This window comes from Streptomyces botrytidirepellens (assembly GCF_003721215.1).
Classification (GTDB): Bacteria; Actinomycetota; Actinomycetes; order Streptomycetales; family Streptomycetaceae; genus Streptomyces; species Streptomyces himastatinicus.
Map to the genome: position 1 here is coordinate 33450 of NZ_RIBZ01000046.1, position 15941 is coordinate 49390.

Genomic DNA, 15941 nt, shown 5'->3' on the forward strand with positions numbered 1-15941 from the left:
CCAGTGACACAGGGGCAGCGGCGTGCGAGCCTTCCGGCCCGCCGAGGCCAGCGCGCCGGGAGCTGCTTCTCAGGCGCAGGCGGCGACGCGCGCGGTCACGCCGGGCGGGCGGTACGACCCAATCAGCCCCCGGCGCGCCGGGGGCTGATGGTACGCCAGGAGCCGAGGCGCGTCAGTTGCAGCTTTGAGCATGCCGGTCAGCGCGGCAAGCTCGTCCTGGTCCGTGGTGAGGTCGTATGCGTGCTTCACCGAGATCCAGGCCCGCGCGTACGTGCAGTGGTAGCTCGCGAGGGCCGCCGGACCGCCACGCTTCCTTCAGGGGCACGACGTGGTCAATGTCGATCTTGGATGCCGCGTCGAGCACCACGATGTCGTACGCCGAGCGCCAGCTGCCAGCCGACGCCCGCCACTGCCCGTCCTGGGCGACGCCTTCGCCATCCCGGGCGAGCACGACTTCCCGGGTTATCTGCATGCATTCCGAGACTGCGTGCCACATGGGCCACAGTGGCAGGCCGTCCCTGTGCCTCACTGTTACCGAACATACGGTGAGGGACGAGAGCTACAGATGATGCAGGAGAGCACCACCGCATGTTCAGAACAGTGAAGGCGATCTCCCCGAGTACCGGGGCGGTCACCTGGCTCCTCGTTGACGAGGAGACCTACATCGCCCATCCGGAGAGCCTTGAGTACTCCATCCACCTGCGTGCCAAGAACCGTTCGCCGCAGACCCAGCGCAACTATCCGCCCCGCGTCGGGCGGTTCCTGAACTGGTGTTCCGGGCGCGGAGCCGACTGGAAGACCGTGTCACTCGGCGAGATGGCGCGCTACAAGTTCCACATCGAGCAGACGCCGGACCCTCGCACCCACCGTCTGCCGACGGGTAAGACGGTCAACGCTGTGGTGGGTACCCGCGTGCGGGTGTCTGCGCTGGTGCGCGGCCACCGGCAACGTGGCTCCCGAGGTCGCGTCCGTACTCAGTGAGCCCCAGTTCCTCCAGTACACGCCGAAGGGCTTCAATGAGGGCGAGGACGGGCAGTTCCGACGCGTCAACGCCCGTGTCCTCAAAGCGGCCGAGATCGAGCTGCCACCCGCCGTCCTGCTCACCGGACAAGCCGAGCGGATCCTCTCGGCAGCCGGCACCGCGCGCGACCGCTTCCTGCTCATGCTGTTCCTCGGGACCGGCCTGCGCATCGGCGAGGCGCTTGGCCTGCGGCGGGAGGACATGCACTTCCTGCCTGACTCCCAGCACCTCGGCTGCCAGATCGCCGGGGCGCACGTGCACGTCAGGCCCCGCCAGAACAACAGCAATGGTGCGCGCGCCAAATCCGGGAGGCACCGGCATGTTCCTGCCGAGAAGGGGGTGGCGAACGCTTACCGGGACCATCTCGTCGAGCGCGACGGTGCCGAGCAGGCGTCGGGATGCGACTTCGTGTTCGTGAATCTGGCCTCACGACACGTCGGGTTGCCGATGTCGTATTCGAATGCCAAGCAGATCATCGAGCGGATCGGCGACCGTTGCGGCTTCCGGGCCCGGCCCCACATGATGCGGCACACCGCGGCGACCGCCTGGATCCGTGCGGGAGTCGACCCTGACGTGGTGCAGACGCTGCTCGGTCACGTCTCCGCGGCCAGTACGGCTGTCTACCTCCACGCCAGCGACGACGATCTGCGTGCAGCGGTCGCTCTGGTGGCAGCCGCCGGAGGAAGCCGATGACCGTCGCGCACGACTATGCCGAGCTGCCCTTGCGCCCGGTCGCCCGGACCGACTGGACGGCCTGGCTCACCGACCGGCTCGACCCGCAGTGGCGGGCGGGAGAGTGGGATCCCGACACGCTGCTGTTCACTGCGGATCTCGACAATCCGCGGACCCGGGCTTTCCCCTGCCGGGTGGCGGCCTGCGACATGTTGGTCGAGTCGCCGGTATCCCGCTGCGAAGCATGCCGGGCCGTCAGCGCACGGCGCGGTCACCCGGCCGACTTCGATGCGATCCGCATACCCTCCCTGCCCGCTGTGCGGCAGCCCAATGTGGGGAACAGCCAGCGACCGGGCCGGTCACAGTTCGCTCTCGGGGACATCCCCGCAGCGGTACGGGCGGAGCTCCTTTACTGCCTCCAGCGTCGTGACGGGGAGGACCGGTTGATGGGGATATTTGAATCTGGTTCTGTCCGCAGTTCCGTGAAGGTCATGGCTGCGTGAGGATGCGAGTCCGGAGGAGTTCGAACGAGGCTCGGCCATACATGGCCCGCTTGAGTGTTTTCACCCGGTTTACGTGTCCTTCGACGGCTCCGGAACTCCAGGGGAGGGTGAGGCCGGCGGTGACGGCGTCGAGGTCCCGGCGGAGGAAGCCGGCGAATCCGCTCATCGGCTTGGGAGCATCCTGCTCGGTCTGGCGGATCCACTGCGGCAGCAGGTGTCCGCGCTGNCTTGGGAGCATCCTGCTCGGTCTGGCGGATCCACTGCGGCAGCAGGTGTCCGCGCTGGTGACGCACCAGATCGGCGAACGCGCGGGCGAGGTCGCAGGCCCGGGTGATGTCCGGGCAGGCGAGCCGGACCTGAAGCAGCCGCTCCTCCTGGCTCTCGGTGAGCGTGTCGCGCGGGCGCATGATCCAGGAGGTGATCTTCCGCGGGCCGGGGATGTCGGCCCGGACCGGTTCGGCGGTGCCCGCGCGCAGGGCGGCGAGGTGCTTGCGGACGACCTGGCGGCTGCCGAGGTAGCCACGTTCACGGATCTCCAGGAAGAGACGGGTGCCGCTGACCTGGCCCTGCGCTTGGGCGAAGCGGGCGTTGAGGTAGGCCTTGAACGGTTCCAGGACACCGTTGGGCCGTCGGTCGCGGGCGGAGACCAGCATCTGGTCGAGGTCGGTGTCGCGGAAGCGGCGCACGGTCTTGCGATTCAGGTTCAGCCTCCGGGCGATGGCGCTGATCGTCCAGCCCTTCTCCAGCAGGCGGTGGACATCCTCGTAGCGGTGGCGGGTCCGCTCAATGATCTGGGTGCGAGGCAGTTCGGCGGGCGGTAACAGCATCGGTGGCGGCCCCGGCACGTCGGTCCCCGTCTCCTCTTCTTCGTTGTGTTTGCGCAGGCAGTTGCGATGCTGGTGGCAGCTCTTCTCCACCGCGGCGGACAGGTTCTGCAGCAGGTGCCATCGATCGGCAACTTCCAAGGCATCCGGGGCGGACTCCTTGACCGCCTTGGTGTAGGCGGTGGCCCGGTCACGGCAGATGATCTCGGCGCCGGGATGCTCGGCCAGCCAGACCGCGAACGTCTCCGAGGTACGGTCGGGCAGCACGTCCACGACCCGGCCAGCTTCGACGTCGACCAGCACGGTGCCGTAGGTGCAGCCCTTGCGGAAGGCGAACTCGTCCACCCCCAGCACCCGAGGGGCGCGGTCCGGCACCGCCGGCGCCTTGAGCAGCCGCAGCAGCTGGGTCCGGCCCGCGGTCAGCCGCAGTTGGCGGCACAGCCGCGCGGCCGGACGGCCACCCAGCTCGACCGCGATCGACCGCAGCCAGCCCGCCAGTCCGACGCTGGAGCGGCGGTGCCGTTCGGTCAGCCCGCCGACCTGCTCGACGAACGTCCTGCGGGAACAACTCCCGCGGTCGCAGAAGTACCGGCGCCCCCGGAGCCGGACCACGACCCGGCGGGATCCTAACGGCCGCTCGGCCAGGGTGCGTTGGTACGAGCTGTGCACACGCCTGGCCTGTGTTCGGCAGTCCGGGCACCGGCCCGGGCGACCGGTGGATATCGCCTCCACCACCAGGCCACCGGGGGAGTCGCTGACGCGCTCCACTCGCACATCGATCCCGGGAAACAGCACATCCTCGACCGTCTTGCTCGCCATGGCAGGGAACACCCTGCTGAAACGATCCCCCGTTCCCGCCGCTGACCTGGGGATTCACGGAACTGCGGACAGAGCCAATTTCAGAGAGCCCCATCAGTCTGCACGAGCGGCGATAGGCGTGGGAACGGCCGATGCCGGTGTGTGGAGCCACCCCTGCCCCGCCCGCCTTACTGGGGGGTTGCACCGAAGGTTGGCTGAACCGTTGGCTGGGCGGTTGCACCGAGCGGGGGACCGAAGGTGTGACCGGAGGTGTGAGCCCCCCCCAAATCGGACACTGCTGATTCCTGCACGTCAGACCCCTTGGGCATCCTGGCCTGTGACGACGACACCTCTTCCCTGCGCGATAGCCGAGGCGAAGAGGCCAGATACGAGACGGGGGCGGCTGGGCGGTGATATCGCCTCCGCCGGGCCGCCGCCCGGAGCGGAGGAACGTCGCCGTGCCGCACAACAAGCGGCCGAGCGCGAGGCCTGGCACCTCCGTGTGCGCCGACTGCGGGCAGAAGTCCACCGACGCCGCAGTCAGCGGACCGACGCCGCGACGGGCGCTGGCGTTGTCGGTGGCGGCTGAAACGCTGAAAGACATGGACGGCGACGATGAGCAGCTGCTGCGCGGCCGGGTCTACGGTCACGGTTACGACGACCCTAATCCGAGCCCGAGGGCGGGGCAGACCTACGTCGAACTCGTCGGCGGGCCGCTGGACGGGCTGCTCCTGGACGTCACCGGCTGGACGCAGAATGAGATCGACACCGGTGTCGCCCTGCCCACCGAGCTCGGGCAGTTCCCCGGCGGCCGCGCGCTGTACGACCCGCGCCCCGGCGACCCGAGCCGCTTCAACTGGTCGGGCGACACCCCCTGAACAACAGCACCGGTAAGGGGCATGGCGCCTAGTGTCCTGAGTCGTTGATTCGGTTCAGATATCCGGCGAGGCGTTGCAAACGTTCCAACCCTCGCGTCGTCAAGCGCAAGGTGTCCAACTCGGGGTCAAACGAGACGAGCACTTCGCCTGGCCGCAGCCCACCCGCTCCGCAGCAGACGCCGTCACCATCGCTCCACACTGGCGCACCGCCCCGATCAACCCAGCAACCAGAGCAAGAGCCACGACCAGTTAAGTCACTGGTGTTGAGGCTAAGCACGTCGCGCCCATGCGGAAACTGTTGCCAGGCAGGCGTCAAGAAAGGTGGGGGAGGTGACGAGGACTTCGAGTTCTACCGCCTCGTCGGGAGTGAGCAGGTTCCGTTCGAGGAGCGCGGGGCGGATCTGGTTGAAGGTGGCTTGCCACAGCTGGTGGGACGGGCTGTGGTCACCGACGGTCCCGACACCGATGTGCAGTCCGGGCTGGGTGAGTCCGGCCTGGAGGAGGGGGGTGGGCTGGGTCCTCGGCCAGCGCAAGTCGGTTCCCAGGGTGCTGCTGAGGAGATCGGCGCCGGCGAGCGCGACCTTGCGGAAGAGCGGGTGGGGTGAAGACTGGGCGGGGAAGACGTCGGGGTCCTCCACGACGAGCCACCCACCGGGTCTGAGCCAGCGCGCGACCTTGGTCAGGATCTCCTGGCGGGCGGGGATGTGGACGAACAGGGCCCGGGCATGGATGAGGTCGAAGCTGCTCGGCGCGAAGTCGTCGCGGGTGACGTCATGGCGCAGGACGTGCAGATTTCCGGGCAGGTCGCCGGACAGGTAACCGGTGTCGATGTCGGTGGCTGTGGTGCATCCATGGGAGCAGGTACCGGCCAGCCAGCGGGCGATGGATCCTGCTCCGGCGCCCAGCTCCAGGCAGTCCCAGCCGGGCTCAGGGTGCAGACGTCGGATGATGCGCTGGGTCGTGACGTCCCAGTCAGCCTGCAGGGTGAGGAGCCGGTCGAGTTCGGTCGTGATCCGGTGTGCGAAGACGCCCTGGGGATAGTCCTGCGACCCGCGGCGCCGTGGTTGCTCATCGGAGGAATCGGTGTGCTGGGTCATAGCCGGGCCGTGACCTTCAGGTGGGGGGTCGTCCTGCTGATGAGCCCGTGTGGGACGGGCGTGAAGCCGTCGGCCCACTGCAGTCCCGGCAAGTGGCGGAGCAGGACCGAGACGGTTTGGCCGAGAAGGCGGGCCAGGTGGGCTCCGAGGCAGAAGTGCCGGCCCGCGCCGAAGGCCAGGTGGGTGGCTGAAGCGGCGAATTCCCTGTCTATCCGCTCGGGGCGGTGGACGTCGAAACGGTCGGGGTCCGAGAAGAACTCGGGGTCACGGTTGGCGGATGCCAGCAGGCAGGCGACGGTGGAGCCGGCCGGCACGGTGCCGCTGGGTAGGTCGACGGCTTGAGCGGTCTGGCGCACGATGACGTGCGTGGGCGGGTCCCGGCGTAGCGACTCGGCCCAGGCTGCCTCCAGCAGGTCCGGGCTGTCCGCCACGGCGGTTTGCGTATCGGGGTGTTCGACGAGGTTGGTGAGGAAGAGAGCGAGGGCCTTCTCGCTGGTGTCGGCCCCGGCGGCCAGCAGAAGGCTGCACGTCCCCTGAACCTCGCGGTCGGTCAGCAGCCGACCGTCGATCTCTCTCGTGCACAGTGCCGAAAGGAGGTCGTCGCCGGGCTCGGCCCGCCGGGCGTCGATATGCGGTTCCAGGTAGGCGAAAAGGGCTTTTGAGGCGTCCAGGCCGCGCTGGAGGGTGGCCGGGTCCTGCCGGTGGTCGGCCACGAAGGACATGCCCGCGTTGTACCAGGGCCGCAGTCGCGGCGCGTCGTCGACCGGTAGGCCCAGGACAGCCGTCATGACGCGGATAGGCAGTCCCTGGCAGAACGAGGTGACCAGGTCGGTGCTGCCCTGCAGGCGGACCTCCTCAGCGGCCCGGCCGGCGAGTTCCTCGGCAGCATCGAAGGCGGCCCCGCGCAGGGCGGTCAGGGCACGGCCACGAAAGGCCGGGGACATCACCGCCCGGTGCGCGGTGTGTTCCGAGCCGTTCATCTCCAGCAGGATGCGCCCCACCATCGGACCGCTCTGCCAGGAGTAGTTGTCCGAGGTGAAGCGCGGATCGCACAGAGCGGCGCGGACGTCGCGGTAACGGCTGACCACCCATGCGTCCAAGGGCTCATCGCGCATGAGGGGAAAATGCGCACGCAGCCGCGCGTACACGGGGAAAGGGTCCCTCTCGAACTGCGTCCACATCAGACTCGGCGGAGTGCGCCGGGTGTCGACCGCCGCCACGGGCCGGCCGTGCCAGTGGTAGCGGCTGGAGGTCTGGTGCCAGGCCAGGACGTCAGCCATCGCTGCGGCCAGCACCTCGGCGAGCCGCCGGACCTCGGCCGCCTCCCCGCCCGTCCCGGGGAGCTGCGATCTCTCCTTCTCGAACGCCGAGACCCGGTCACAGATCATGTCACGGACCCCGTCGACAGCCTGCTGCCAGGAGCAGCCCCACTGGCGGTGGGCGACCTTGACCAAGTTCGCGTGCTCACCCAGCAGCAGGTCCTTCTCCAGGGAGTACAGGTCGTTCACCCAGCCCAGGACATCGCCGGCACAAGCGCGCAATCGGGAGACGCCGGCCCCCAGCACGCCGGTGTTCGGCGGCTGCAGCTCGTGCACCAACTCGATGAGGTCGAAGAGGATGTCCACGCCGAACAGATCGGCCCGGAACGCCGGATATTCCTCCAGCGTCAGCACGAGCGTGTCCGCCTGTCCCACTCGATGGCCGACCATCCGGCACTGCGCTTCCAGGTGACGACCCACGTGACCGACGAAGGCTGCTTCCTTACCTGAGGCGAGCAGGCGACGCGTCCGCGGCAGAAGGTCCTCCGCGAGGACCTTCAGCATGGGGTCCTCATCAGCGCCGTCGGCATCATGCCGGCCACGGAGAACGCACAGCGCCCGCTGCGCGAACCGCTTCAGGACGCCGTCATCGGCCCACTGCCCGTCGTCAACCCGGTCGTCGAGCACCAGCGTCCAGACGAACCACTGCATCAGCAGCAGCGCGCGCTCCTGTTCCCCTCCTCCCGTCAACGCCAACCCGACATCCAGGATCCCGGAGGTCTCCATTCGGTCCCGCCCCCGCGGACCTACCAGCCCGTGCAGGTGACTCCACTCGCATACCTCACGCACCAGGTCAAGGGCGTCATCACGGGGGAAGGCGCCCGTGAGGGGGAACGACAGATCCGGAAGGTCGAACATCACACGATCCGTGACACCACTGCTCGCCATTGGCTCCTCCGTCACCGATCCCACCAGGGCAACCAGAACTGACTGCTCAATATCGAGCTGTCGACGGTGGTCATGACGTGCCCTCTCCGTTCTTCGAGTCGGGGGCCTACATTGCGCGGCGACAACGGCTTTGGTGAGCCGTCCGGGGTCGTGACTTCAGGCCGCCATCGACCAGGGGTGCACATGCAGCCCTGAAGCATCTTCACTCGTACGAGTGCAGATGCGGTGGCGAGTGTCTCGGTGCGATGTGCCGGTTTGGTGTCGGTGGGTTGGTGTCAGTGACGGCATGTCAGGTTGGGGTTTTTCCCTGGTGGGCTGTTGAGGATGGGCGGGCTTACTGCGGTGGAGTGGTATCTGCAGTCGGTGCGGCTGTCGTGGAGCGGTACACCCCACTCAGCTGCGCTGTCTTGAGAACGGCACTTCTGATCCTTCCGAGGGCTACGCGACTGCACCGTGGTGGGTGTCAGTGTCCGCGGCGCAAGGGCGTGGGGTGGGCGAGCCGGGCGCGTGGGGTGAGAAGCTGTGTCGCATCTTCGCTGTGAGTAATCCGGACTGATCAGTTAGTTTTTTTGATCCCCGGCCAGTCGGCGGCACCCCAGGTCGGCGTCGCCCGTGGACTCGTAGAACCCGCTCGGGGACGGGATAGGCGGCGTCGCCGCGCGAGGAGACGCGGGTGGCCGCCAGCGTCGGCGAAACCGTGCATCACTGCGGTGCAGACGACTCGGGCAAGGCCGAGGCCACGGTGATCGCGGCAGATCTGCGGGTCACGGAGCGCACGGTCCGGGGGTGGCGCAGGGCCTGGTGCGAAGGCGGGGCGGCGGCGCTGAAGTCGAAGGGGCCGTGTCCCGCGAGCGGCTGTCGGTGCGGGAGTGGGATCGGCTGGAGGCGGAGCTGAAGCGGGGACCGCTGGCTCATGGCTTCAGTGATGACCAGCGGTGGACGCTGGGCCGGATCAGGACCCTGATCGGCAGGCTGTTCCACAAGGTCTACACGGTTCAGGGAGTGGCCAAGCTGCTGAAACGGCACGGCTGGTCCTGCCAGGTCCCGGTGCGTCGGGCGATCGAGCGGGACGAGGAGGCCATCAAGATGTGGAAGGACGAGGTGTGGCCGCGGTTAAAAGGACCGCGGCGGACCTGGTCGCCTACATCTGCTTCGAGGACGAGGCAGGCCAAGGGCTGAAACCGCCGAAAGGCCGCACTTGGGCACCGCGAGGAGCACGGCCGGTGGTGCGGGTGCGGGCCGGGGAAACGGCCGGGTCAACATCGCCGGCGCCGTCTGCTTCCGGCCCGGCAGCCGCCCGCACCTCTTCTACCGGCTGCACGTCTACCATGGCCGCAAGGGCGAGCCGAAGACGTTCGCCTGGCACGAGTACCGGGACCTGATCGTCACTGCCCACCAGCAGCTGAACGCCCCGCTCGTGTGGTGCTGGGACAATCTCAACGTCCACCTGGCCAAGGAGCTCGCCGCATTCGCCGAGGAGCACCAGGACTGGTTACGGATCTTCCAGATGCCGTCATACGCACCGGAACTGAACCCCGCCGAAGGCGTGTGGTCGCTCCTCAAGCGCGCCATCGCCAACTTCGTCGCCACCGACCTCGGTGGACTCGTCCGCATCGTCAAACGCAAGCTCAAGAAGATCCAGTTTAGACCCCACCTGATCGACGGCTGCCTCACCGGGACCGGCCTGATCATCGAACCCTGGTGACCACGCAGCCGGACTGTACGAGTTCAACCTGAGTAGTAGTACACCGCCCCGCGCGGCGGCAGGTCGTGCGGGAGGTAGTCCCACTGGCAGCCGGTCCGGCTTTGGTACAGGAGCGCGTTCACGATCTCCCGCATCTCGTACCGGCCCCTATGCCCGCCGACCGACCGGTGCCCGGCCTTCCATGCCGCGATCACCGGCTCAATCAACGCCCACTGCTCATCCGATAAGTCGCTCGGGTACGGCTTGCGTCCACTCACCCGGCCACCCCGACACGGCCAAGCCGCCCGACCAGGCCGGACGCCGCAGAGCCACACGATCAGGCGACCGCAAACCGGACATCAGCTCACGTATCGCCCTCTCAGAAAGCTGCGAGTCTGCGGGTGAGGGCCATGCACTGAGCGAGTTGGAGAAAGGCGTCGTGCATGTCGTCCCGGGACTCCCAGCGCACACGTAAGCGACGCGGGCCGTGGAGATGGGCGATGGCGGATTCGGCGTCTGCCGCGATGATGCCCTCGGCTTGCGCGGTCAGCAACTCGCGCCAGGTGGGACCTGGATCGCTGTCCGGGCGGGTGGACGTCCGGTGCGTCGGCGCGCGGTGTAGTCCCACTTCGCGGCGATGAACCTGCGGTGCCAGGCCAGCAGAGTGCCGGGGGCCGACAGGGAACACCTCACGCCAGTGGCGTCGGGGTATCAGCCCGGACAGAGCGGCGAACCAGAACCGGTCGGCAGGCTCGTAGCGGACCGGCCCGGCCGGCTGGCGACGCAGGACCGCGTTCTCGTGCCGCAGCACCAGCAGTTCCGCGTTCTCCGCCGTCCCGCGACGGAGGAGCACCGATGGAACGGTCAGCAGCTTCCGGGTCACGTTGTACAGCAAGGACACGATCACGGAGGACATCATCCCAGCGGACTGACCGTACCTCTCCCACCTGCGACGATGACTTTTCGAGCGGCACAGGGTGGGTCGGCATGCCCGTGCGGGCTATGATCGCGCTGAGCAGCAGACTCGGGGCGCTCACTCCGATGATCGGCAACCGTACGGAATATCCAGGCGGGCGCGGAGGGGACTCGTCCCAGGCACGGCGGAGTCGGTGTTGTTCGGAGCATCTCCGCATGCAGGGAGCGGACCCGGTTTGCACCGATATCCGCTGCGTCGTCCCCGGTGCATCTCCGCGTACGCGGCGCGGACGTGAGCACGTGGACCTCCGGCACGCACACCAGCGGGACACCTCCGCCTGCGCGGAGCGGGCCCCTCGCGAGGAGTCTCAATGACCGAGTCAACCCGGACGATGCGGTCAGATGATGTTGACGGCGTCGAGGAGATGGGTGGCGAGTTCGGTGTCGCCGGTGACGGTCACGTCGTGGTCGCGCCACGATGACCGCTGGGTGCCCCAGTCGGGGAAGGTCAGCGCGGGGGTGGTGATGTGCGCGGCGACCGGGCCGTTGGACGGGGCCAGCACGCCTGCCTCATCGATCCACCATGTTCCGCCGCCGGGGCCGGTGAGCGTCAGGGCGACACGGGCCTCGAGCCCGGCGACCGGCGCCTGTCCGACCTGATTGCTCAGCACGGCGAGCATCCACGTCAGGACCGCTCGCATCCGGTCGGCGTCGGTGGGCGGCGTGGGCCGGCCGAGTGCTGGCGCCATGTCGTGGCCGCAGGTGCGTGCAGTGGTCGAAGACGAGGGCGCCGCCGATCAACAGGCCCAAGGGATAGCGTCCGAGTTCGATGAGCGGTATGCGTAGCCGGGTGGTGGGGGTGCGTCGGATGAGGTCGAGGAGCGTGGTCGCTCGGCGGGTGGCGCGGGTGTACTCGGCCATGACCTGTGCCCGGCTCCAGCCGCGTCGCCGGTCGACGGGGCCTTCGTTGAGTTGTTCGAGGCTGGTAGCGCGGAGCGTATCCAGTCCGGGGGGGCGTGTAGCAGTTCCTTGCTGTCGCGCCGATGTGGGCGACGATGTCGGCGATGCGCCATCCCGCCGCGGCGCTGGGTGCCGCCCATTCCTCATCGCTGAGGCTGCTGGTGAAGTCGAGCATCTCCGTGCGTTCGATGCGCAGGGCGGCGACGATGTTCCGCAGGTCTGCTGCGGGGAGGCGATCGGTCATGCCGTTCTCTTCTCTCGGAGGAACTCCGTGTCATCCGGGTCCGCGCCCGCCATCGACGCCCCAGATCAAGTGCCGAGCGCCACGGCTGTACCGATGGTCCCCACGCCCGTGGCGGTCTGGCGATGAGTGGAGCTACGCGTGCATGGCGCGTCGTGCCATCCACCCCATCGCGCGGACGACCAGGCGCCGTGGCAGGATCTTGCTGGCGAGGGCGAGGCCGCGGCCGTTGGTGATGACTGATGGCGGTGCAGAGCGGCGGTCGAGGGTGTCGAGGGCCGTCTTCACGACGTCGTCGACGGTGGCCCGTTTCGATCCGTAGTCGGCCGACTGGCTGCCGGCAGCGTCGAAGAACTCGGTCTCCACCGCACCAGGGCACACGGCGAGGACGCGCAGGCCAGTGCCGCGGGTCTCCTCCCACAGCGATTCGGTGAAGCTGAGCACGAATGCCTTGGTGGCGCCGTAAACGCTCAGGTACGGGGTCGGCTGGAAGCCCAGGAGGCTCGCGACGTTGATCAGGAAGCCGTTGCCGACGGAGGTCAGCGGGTCGATGTAGGCGCGGCTGAGGTCGACGAGGGCGGCGACGTTCAGCGCGATCATGCTTTGCAGGCGCTCTGGATTCTCGTCCCGGAAGGCGTCGTGGGTGCCGAAGCCCGCGTTGTTGACCAGTCCGGTGGCATAGATGCCGCGGGATTCGAGCTCGGCGCGCAGTGTGCGGCCGGCGTCGGGCAGGCCGAGGTCACGGGCAATGACGGTCACCGTGACGCCGTGGGTGCGGGTGAGGTCGTCGGCCAGGCTCTGGAGTCGGTCCGCCCGGCGTGCGACGAGCACGAGGTTCGCGCCGCGGCGGGCCAACTGGTGCGCGAACTCCGCGCCGAGGCCGGAGCTGGCCCCGGTGACGATGACGGTCTGATGGCGATAGTCGATCCTTGTCATGCCATACACCCTAGGCACTACTTTGCACTGAGTGCAAATAACTACATGGAATGAATGCTTGTACAATGGGTGCATGGCCCGGAAACAGACATCCATTCGTGAGCAGACCCGCTCCGTGGTCCGATCCCTGCTCGCCCGAACCGCTGTCGAGCTGTTCGCCGCCCAGGGGTACGACAACACGACACTGGAGGAGGTCGCCGCCGCAGCGGGCGTCTCCCGGCGGACCTTGTTCAACTACTTCCCCAGCAAGGAAGACCTCGCGCTCGGCGGCCTGTCCGAACAAGGCGAGTTGATCGCGGAGCGCTTCGCGCAGCGCCCCGCCGACGAGGACTGCTGGGCGTCGCTGCGCGCGGCATTCCAGGTGATCGAGGAGATCGAGACCACCCCCGAGCACCGGCTCGAGATAATCACCCTCCTGTTCGACAACGAGTCGCTGCGCGCCGGCCACGCCGAAAAGCAGGCGCGCTGGCAAGACCTGCTCACACCACTGATCGAGCCCCGACTGCCCAACTCCGACCACCGCGCCCTCCAAGCGCGCGCGATCGCGGCCACGGCGATCACCTGCCTCCAGGCAGCGAACCAGGAGTGGGTGCGCCTCGGCGGGCGGGTCGACCTGTTCGACCTCTACGACACAGCCGTGCACGCCATCCGCCGGCCCGCCTGAAACGCGGCCACGCCCGCCCGCACACCGAAGACGTTACTGCCCCGTGCGACCGCCAAGAACCCACAGAGCACCTCATGAGCACAGAAAGACGGCCGGGGACGAAACTGAGGGGGTGTGGCAGGACGGCTCTTCGGGGAGGCCGACGCAGGGGGGTTGTTGCGGAGTGTGTTGGCGAGCGAGTCGGGCTGACGGATGTAGCCGGGCACCGTTTCTTGAGGAGACCCCGGGCATGAACGCGCCCCTGGAACCGTCCGAACTCATCACCCCCTCACGCGCCGTCCTCACCGACATCCCGATCGGCTACGCGCGGGTGTCGACCGGCGGACAGAAGCTCGACTGCCAGGTCGACGCACTCGACGTCGCGGGCTGCCGCCGTAGCTTCGCCGACAAGAGGTCCGGCAAGAACGACGTGCGCCCCGAGCTGAAGGCGTGCGGCAGCCTGCTGGGCCGATCCGCACGGGCTGGCTCCATCCACGCGTCCGCCACCGGTCAAGCTGCCTGCGCGACCGGCGGAACCGAGGGAATGCCCGATTGTCGCGCAGGAGTGCCCACAGGACGCTGGCGCGTCGACGGGCGAGCGCGATCACGGCTTGAACGTGCTTGCGTCCTTCGCCCGCGCTTCTTGAGGTAGAAGTCCCTGTTCGGGTGTGCCGTTCAGAAACGCGTCACTGCTGGTCATTGGCGCGTACCTGTACTCATTGATCAGGCCACCAAGGACACGGCTCTGGAACAGCCGTCGTGCGTTTTCAAGTCGGTCAGCGGCGCAGTGTGGTGGTCGGCGAGGGAGGTAGTTGCTCTCGGTGAAGGGTGTCAATATTCCGATCAAGCTGCTGAGCTGGGCCTTTCCTGTTGCGTGGTGTGGTACTCGTTGAGCAGTCCACCGAGTACCTGTCGGCGCCTGACCGTGCCAGCGGGTAAAGGAATGATGTTCGGGTCGTCGTCCGGGGCGCGTAGGTCCAGACTGCGGTGGGGCCGCCCGGTGTTGTAGTGCTCGGCGTACGCAGTGAGGACCGTGCGCAGGTGTCGTTCCCCGGTGATGAGGAGGCGGTCGGTGCATTCGGCGCGGGCTGTGCGTATCCATCGTTCGGCGAACGCGTTTGATCGGGGGCTTTGCGGCGGAGTCGGGATGACGGCAGTGCCGTTGCACGCGAAGACTGCGTCGAATGCGGCGGTGAACTTGCTGTCCCGGTCACGGATAAGGAACCGGAAGTGCCCGGCTCTGTCCTCAAAGTCCATGAGCAGATTGCGGGCGAGTTGGGTGACCCAAACGCCGGTGGGGCGGGCGGTGACGCCCAGGACATGGACGCGCCGGGTGGCGATCTCCATAACGAAGAAAACCTAGAGACGTTTGAGGAAGACGGTCTCCACGTGCATGAAGTCGCAAGCCAGCAGCGTGTGGGCCTGGGAGCGCAGGAAGCAACGCCAGGTCTGCTGGGATGCGCGCCGCGGTGCGGGCGGTAGACCGGAGCGGCGCAGGACGCGTCGGATCGTGGCAGCGGCGACCCGATGACCAAGCCGTCGCAGCTCGCCTTGGATTCTGACGTACCCCCAGGTCGGGTTCTCCCTCGCCAGGCGCTGGATGAGGGCGACCATCTCTTCCGGCAACGGTGGCCGGCCGGGCCTGACCGGTGCTTGGCGCCATTTCCAGCGCACCAGACGGCGGTGCCAGGTCAGCAGCGTGCCGGGGGTGACCAGCCGATGGCGGCGTAGAGCGGGCGGCAGGTGCCGTGCAAGAGCGGAGAGCACGGCACGATCGGCCCACGAGATCCGCGGCCGCTCAACCTGTCGGCGCAGCAAAGCGACCTCATGACGAAGCGCCAGGACCTCGGCGTTGCTCGCTGCGGACGAACGGCCCAGCAGAAGAAGGCAGCCCAGTAGCCGGTAGAAGATCAGATAGAGCAGTCGCAGGCCCACGATCAGTAATCATGCCCAGAATCGGAAGATCTCAAAGCCCCAGGTCAGCCACCGTACGGCAATAGAGACACCCTTCAGGGGTGACTCGGCAGCAGAGCACGAAGAGGTTCTGGTGATGGTGGAGTTACGACGCTCTGTGATCACCGGGGAGACCCGGGCCCTCGCTTCGGACGGCACCCGCGGTCAAGTTGACCGTCGCACACGAGGTGCCCCTCGGGGCCTCAGCCGGGGCCGGTGACGGTCGCCTCACCCAAGGCGTCCGCAGCCCTTCCGCGACCATCCGGCCCTCGAGCAGGTGCCAGTCTTATCAGTGGCGAGCAGCGTGACCGAGTCAGGGCCTCCACCGCGGGGAGCCGAGGCTGACCACGGCAGGCAGGAAATCGGGGACGTCCGCAATGGCGAAGCCGACCGCAGCCACAACCATCAATTCCAGCCCTACAAAGCGACCACCACACCAAGTAATTTCCTGCGTGGTCTAAGTTTGCGATCCTCGGTCGTACCGGAGGGCGACCGCCACGTTCCCAGCCCGATCGAATCCGCACTCTGAAGCTTCCCCTTGTGACTGGACACCTGGAGACTGGGACGTGAGGTTCCAGAGGAAGTAGTGCCAGGTGGGTAGTCAGTACT

12 protein-coding genes and 7 pseudogenes are annotated in these 15941 nt (G+C 67.8%); 8 read left to right on the forward strand and 11 right to left on the reverse strand.

Annotated features, from left to right (window positions below; translation table 11 throughout):
- Positions 1-588 precede the first annotated feature (588 nt).
- Entirely contained in the window at positions 589-981 is a 393-nt protein-coding gene (locus EEJ42_RS03385; RefSeq protein ID WP_123098539.1) for a site-specific integrase, read from the forward strand.
- Entirely contained in the window at positions 950-1714 is a 765-nt protein-coding gene (locus EEJ42_RS03390) for a tyrosine-type recombinase/integrase (protein WP_184502913.1), read from the forward strand. Before EEJ42_RS03385 ends, EEJ42_RS03390 begins: the two co-directional genes overlap by 32 nt.
- A gap of 468 nt (positions 1715-2182) precedes the next feature.
- On the opposite strand, the pseudogene EEJ42_RS54440 reads toward EEJ42_RS03390, so the two are convergent.
- Positions 2183-2353: pseudogene (locus EEJ42_RS54440) on the reverse strand (transposase); the annotation flags it as partial.
- Positions 2354-2441: 88 nt separating this feature from the next.
- Positions 2442-3839 (reverse strand): annotated as a pseudogene (locus EEJ42_RS03395) (ISL3 family transposase); the annotation flags it as partial.
- 581 nt (positions 3840-4420) lie between these two features.
- On the opposite strand from EEJ42_RS03395, the gene EEJ42_RS03400 reads away from it, so the two are divergent.
- Positions 4421-4696 (forward strand): hypothetical protein, encoded by a 276-nt coding sequence (locus EEJ42_RS03400; protein WP_123098542.1) that lies wholly within the window; start codon positions 4421-4423, stop codon positions 4694-4696.
- A 269-nt stretch (positions 4697-4965) separates the two neighbouring features.
- On the opposite strand, the gene EEJ42_RS03410 is transcribed toward EEJ42_RS03400, so the two are convergent.
- On the reverse strand, positions 4966-5793 hold the full coding sequence (locus tag EEJ42_RS03410; RefSeq protein WP_123098544.1) for a class I SAM-dependent methyltransferase: 828 nt from the start codon (positions 5791-5793) through the stop codon (positions 4966-4968).
- Complete coding sequence (locus EEJ42_RS03415) at positions 5790-7838, reverse strand: cytochrome P450 (RefSeq protein ID WP_148081836.1); 2049 nt, start codon at positions 7836-7838, stop codon at positions 5790-5792. The genes EEJ42_RS03410 and EEJ42_RS03415 overlap by 4 nt, the downstream gene beginning before the upstream one ends.
- A 904-nt stretch (positions 7839-8742) precedes the next feature.
- Between EEJ42_RS03415 and EEJ42_RS52330 the strand changes: the two genes are divergently transcribed.
- Genes EEJ42_RS52330 through EEJ42_RS03425 form a run of 3 tightly spaced genes read left to right on the forward strand, consistent with a single transcriptional unit; the run spans position 8743 to position 9705 of the window.
- Entirely contained in the window at positions 8743-8895 is a 153-nt protein-coding gene (locus tag EEJ42_RS52330) for a helix-turn-helix domain-containing protein (protein WP_246096007.1), read from the forward strand.
- Positions 8841-9179, forward strand: coding sequence for a helix-turn-helix domain-containing protein (locus EEJ42_RS03420; protein ID WP_246096003.1), 339 nt, complete (start codon positions 8841-8843; stop codon positions 9177-9179). Before EEJ42_RS52330 ends, EEJ42_RS03420 begins: the two co-directional genes overlap by 55 nt.
- A gap of 19 nt (positions 9180-9198) precedes the next feature.
- Entirely contained in the window at positions 9199-9705 is a 507-nt protein-coding gene (locus tag EEJ42_RS03425; protein WP_246096004.1) for a transposase, read from the forward strand.
- 32 nt (positions 9706-9737) lie between these two features.
- On the opposite strand, the pseudogene EEJ42_RS03430 reads toward EEJ42_RS03425, so the two are convergent.
- The 5 genes and pseudogenes from EEJ42_RS03430 to EEJ42_RS03455 form a co-directional block, all read right to left on the reverse strand.
- Positions 9738-9962: pseudogene (locus EEJ42_RS03430) on the reverse strand (transposase); the annotation flags it as partial.
- A gap of 101 nt (positions 9963-10063) precedes the next feature.
- Positions 10064-10198: pseudogene (locus EEJ42_RS03435) on the reverse strand (IS5/IS1182 family transposase); the annotation flags it as partial.
- Positions 10199-10997: 799 nt separating this feature from the next.
- Complete coding sequence (locus EEJ42_RS03445) at positions 10998-11348, reverse strand: hypothetical protein (RefSeq protein WP_184502914.1); 351 nt, start codon at positions 11346-11348, stop codon at positions 10998-11000.
- Positions 11285-11803: a maleylpyruvate isomerase N-terminal domain-containing protein gene (locus EEJ42_RS54445; protein ID WP_123098547.1), complete on the reverse strand. Its 519-nt coding sequence runs from the start codon at positions 11801-11803 to the stop codon at positions 11285-11287. The genes EEJ42_RS03445 and EEJ42_RS54445 overlap by 64 nt, the downstream gene beginning before the upstream one ends.
- Before the next feature lie 132 nt (positions 11804-11935).
- Positions 11936-12736, reverse strand: coding sequence for an SDR family NAD(P)-dependent oxidoreductase (locus EEJ42_RS03455; RefSeq protein ID WP_123098548.1), 801 nt, complete (start codon positions 12734-12736; stop codon positions 11936-11938).
- Between the two features lie 73 nt (positions 12737-12809).
- Between EEJ42_RS03455 and EEJ42_RS03460 the strand changes: the two genes are divergently transcribed.
- Both EEJ42_RS03460 and EEJ42_RS03465 read left to right on the forward strand, forming a co-directional pair.
- Positions 12810-13400 carry a TetR family transcriptional regulator gene (locus tag EEJ42_RS03460; protein WP_123098549.1) on the forward strand — a complete coding sequence of 197 codons (591 nt, stop codon included), beginning with the start codon at positions 12810-12812 and terminating at the stop codon, positions 13398-13400.
- A gap of 229 nt (positions 13401-13629) precedes the next feature.
- A pseudogene (locus tag EEJ42_RS03465) lies at positions 13630-13827 on the forward strand (recombinase family protein); the annotation flags it as partial.
- A gap of 62 nt (positions 13828-13889) precedes the next feature.
- Here the strand turns inward: EEJ42_RS03465 and EEJ42_RS03470 are convergent.
- Both EEJ42_RS03470 and EEJ42_RS54125 read right to left on the reverse strand, forming a co-directional pair.
- Positions 13890-14045 (reverse strand): annotated as a pseudogene (locus tag EEJ42_RS03470) (IS110 family transposase); the annotation flags it as partial.
- 177 nt (positions 14046-14222) lie between these two features.
- A pseudogene (locus EEJ42_RS54125) lies at positions 14223-15314 on the reverse strand (integrase core domain-containing protein).
- Between the last annotated feature and the right edge of the window lie 627 nt (positions 15315-15941).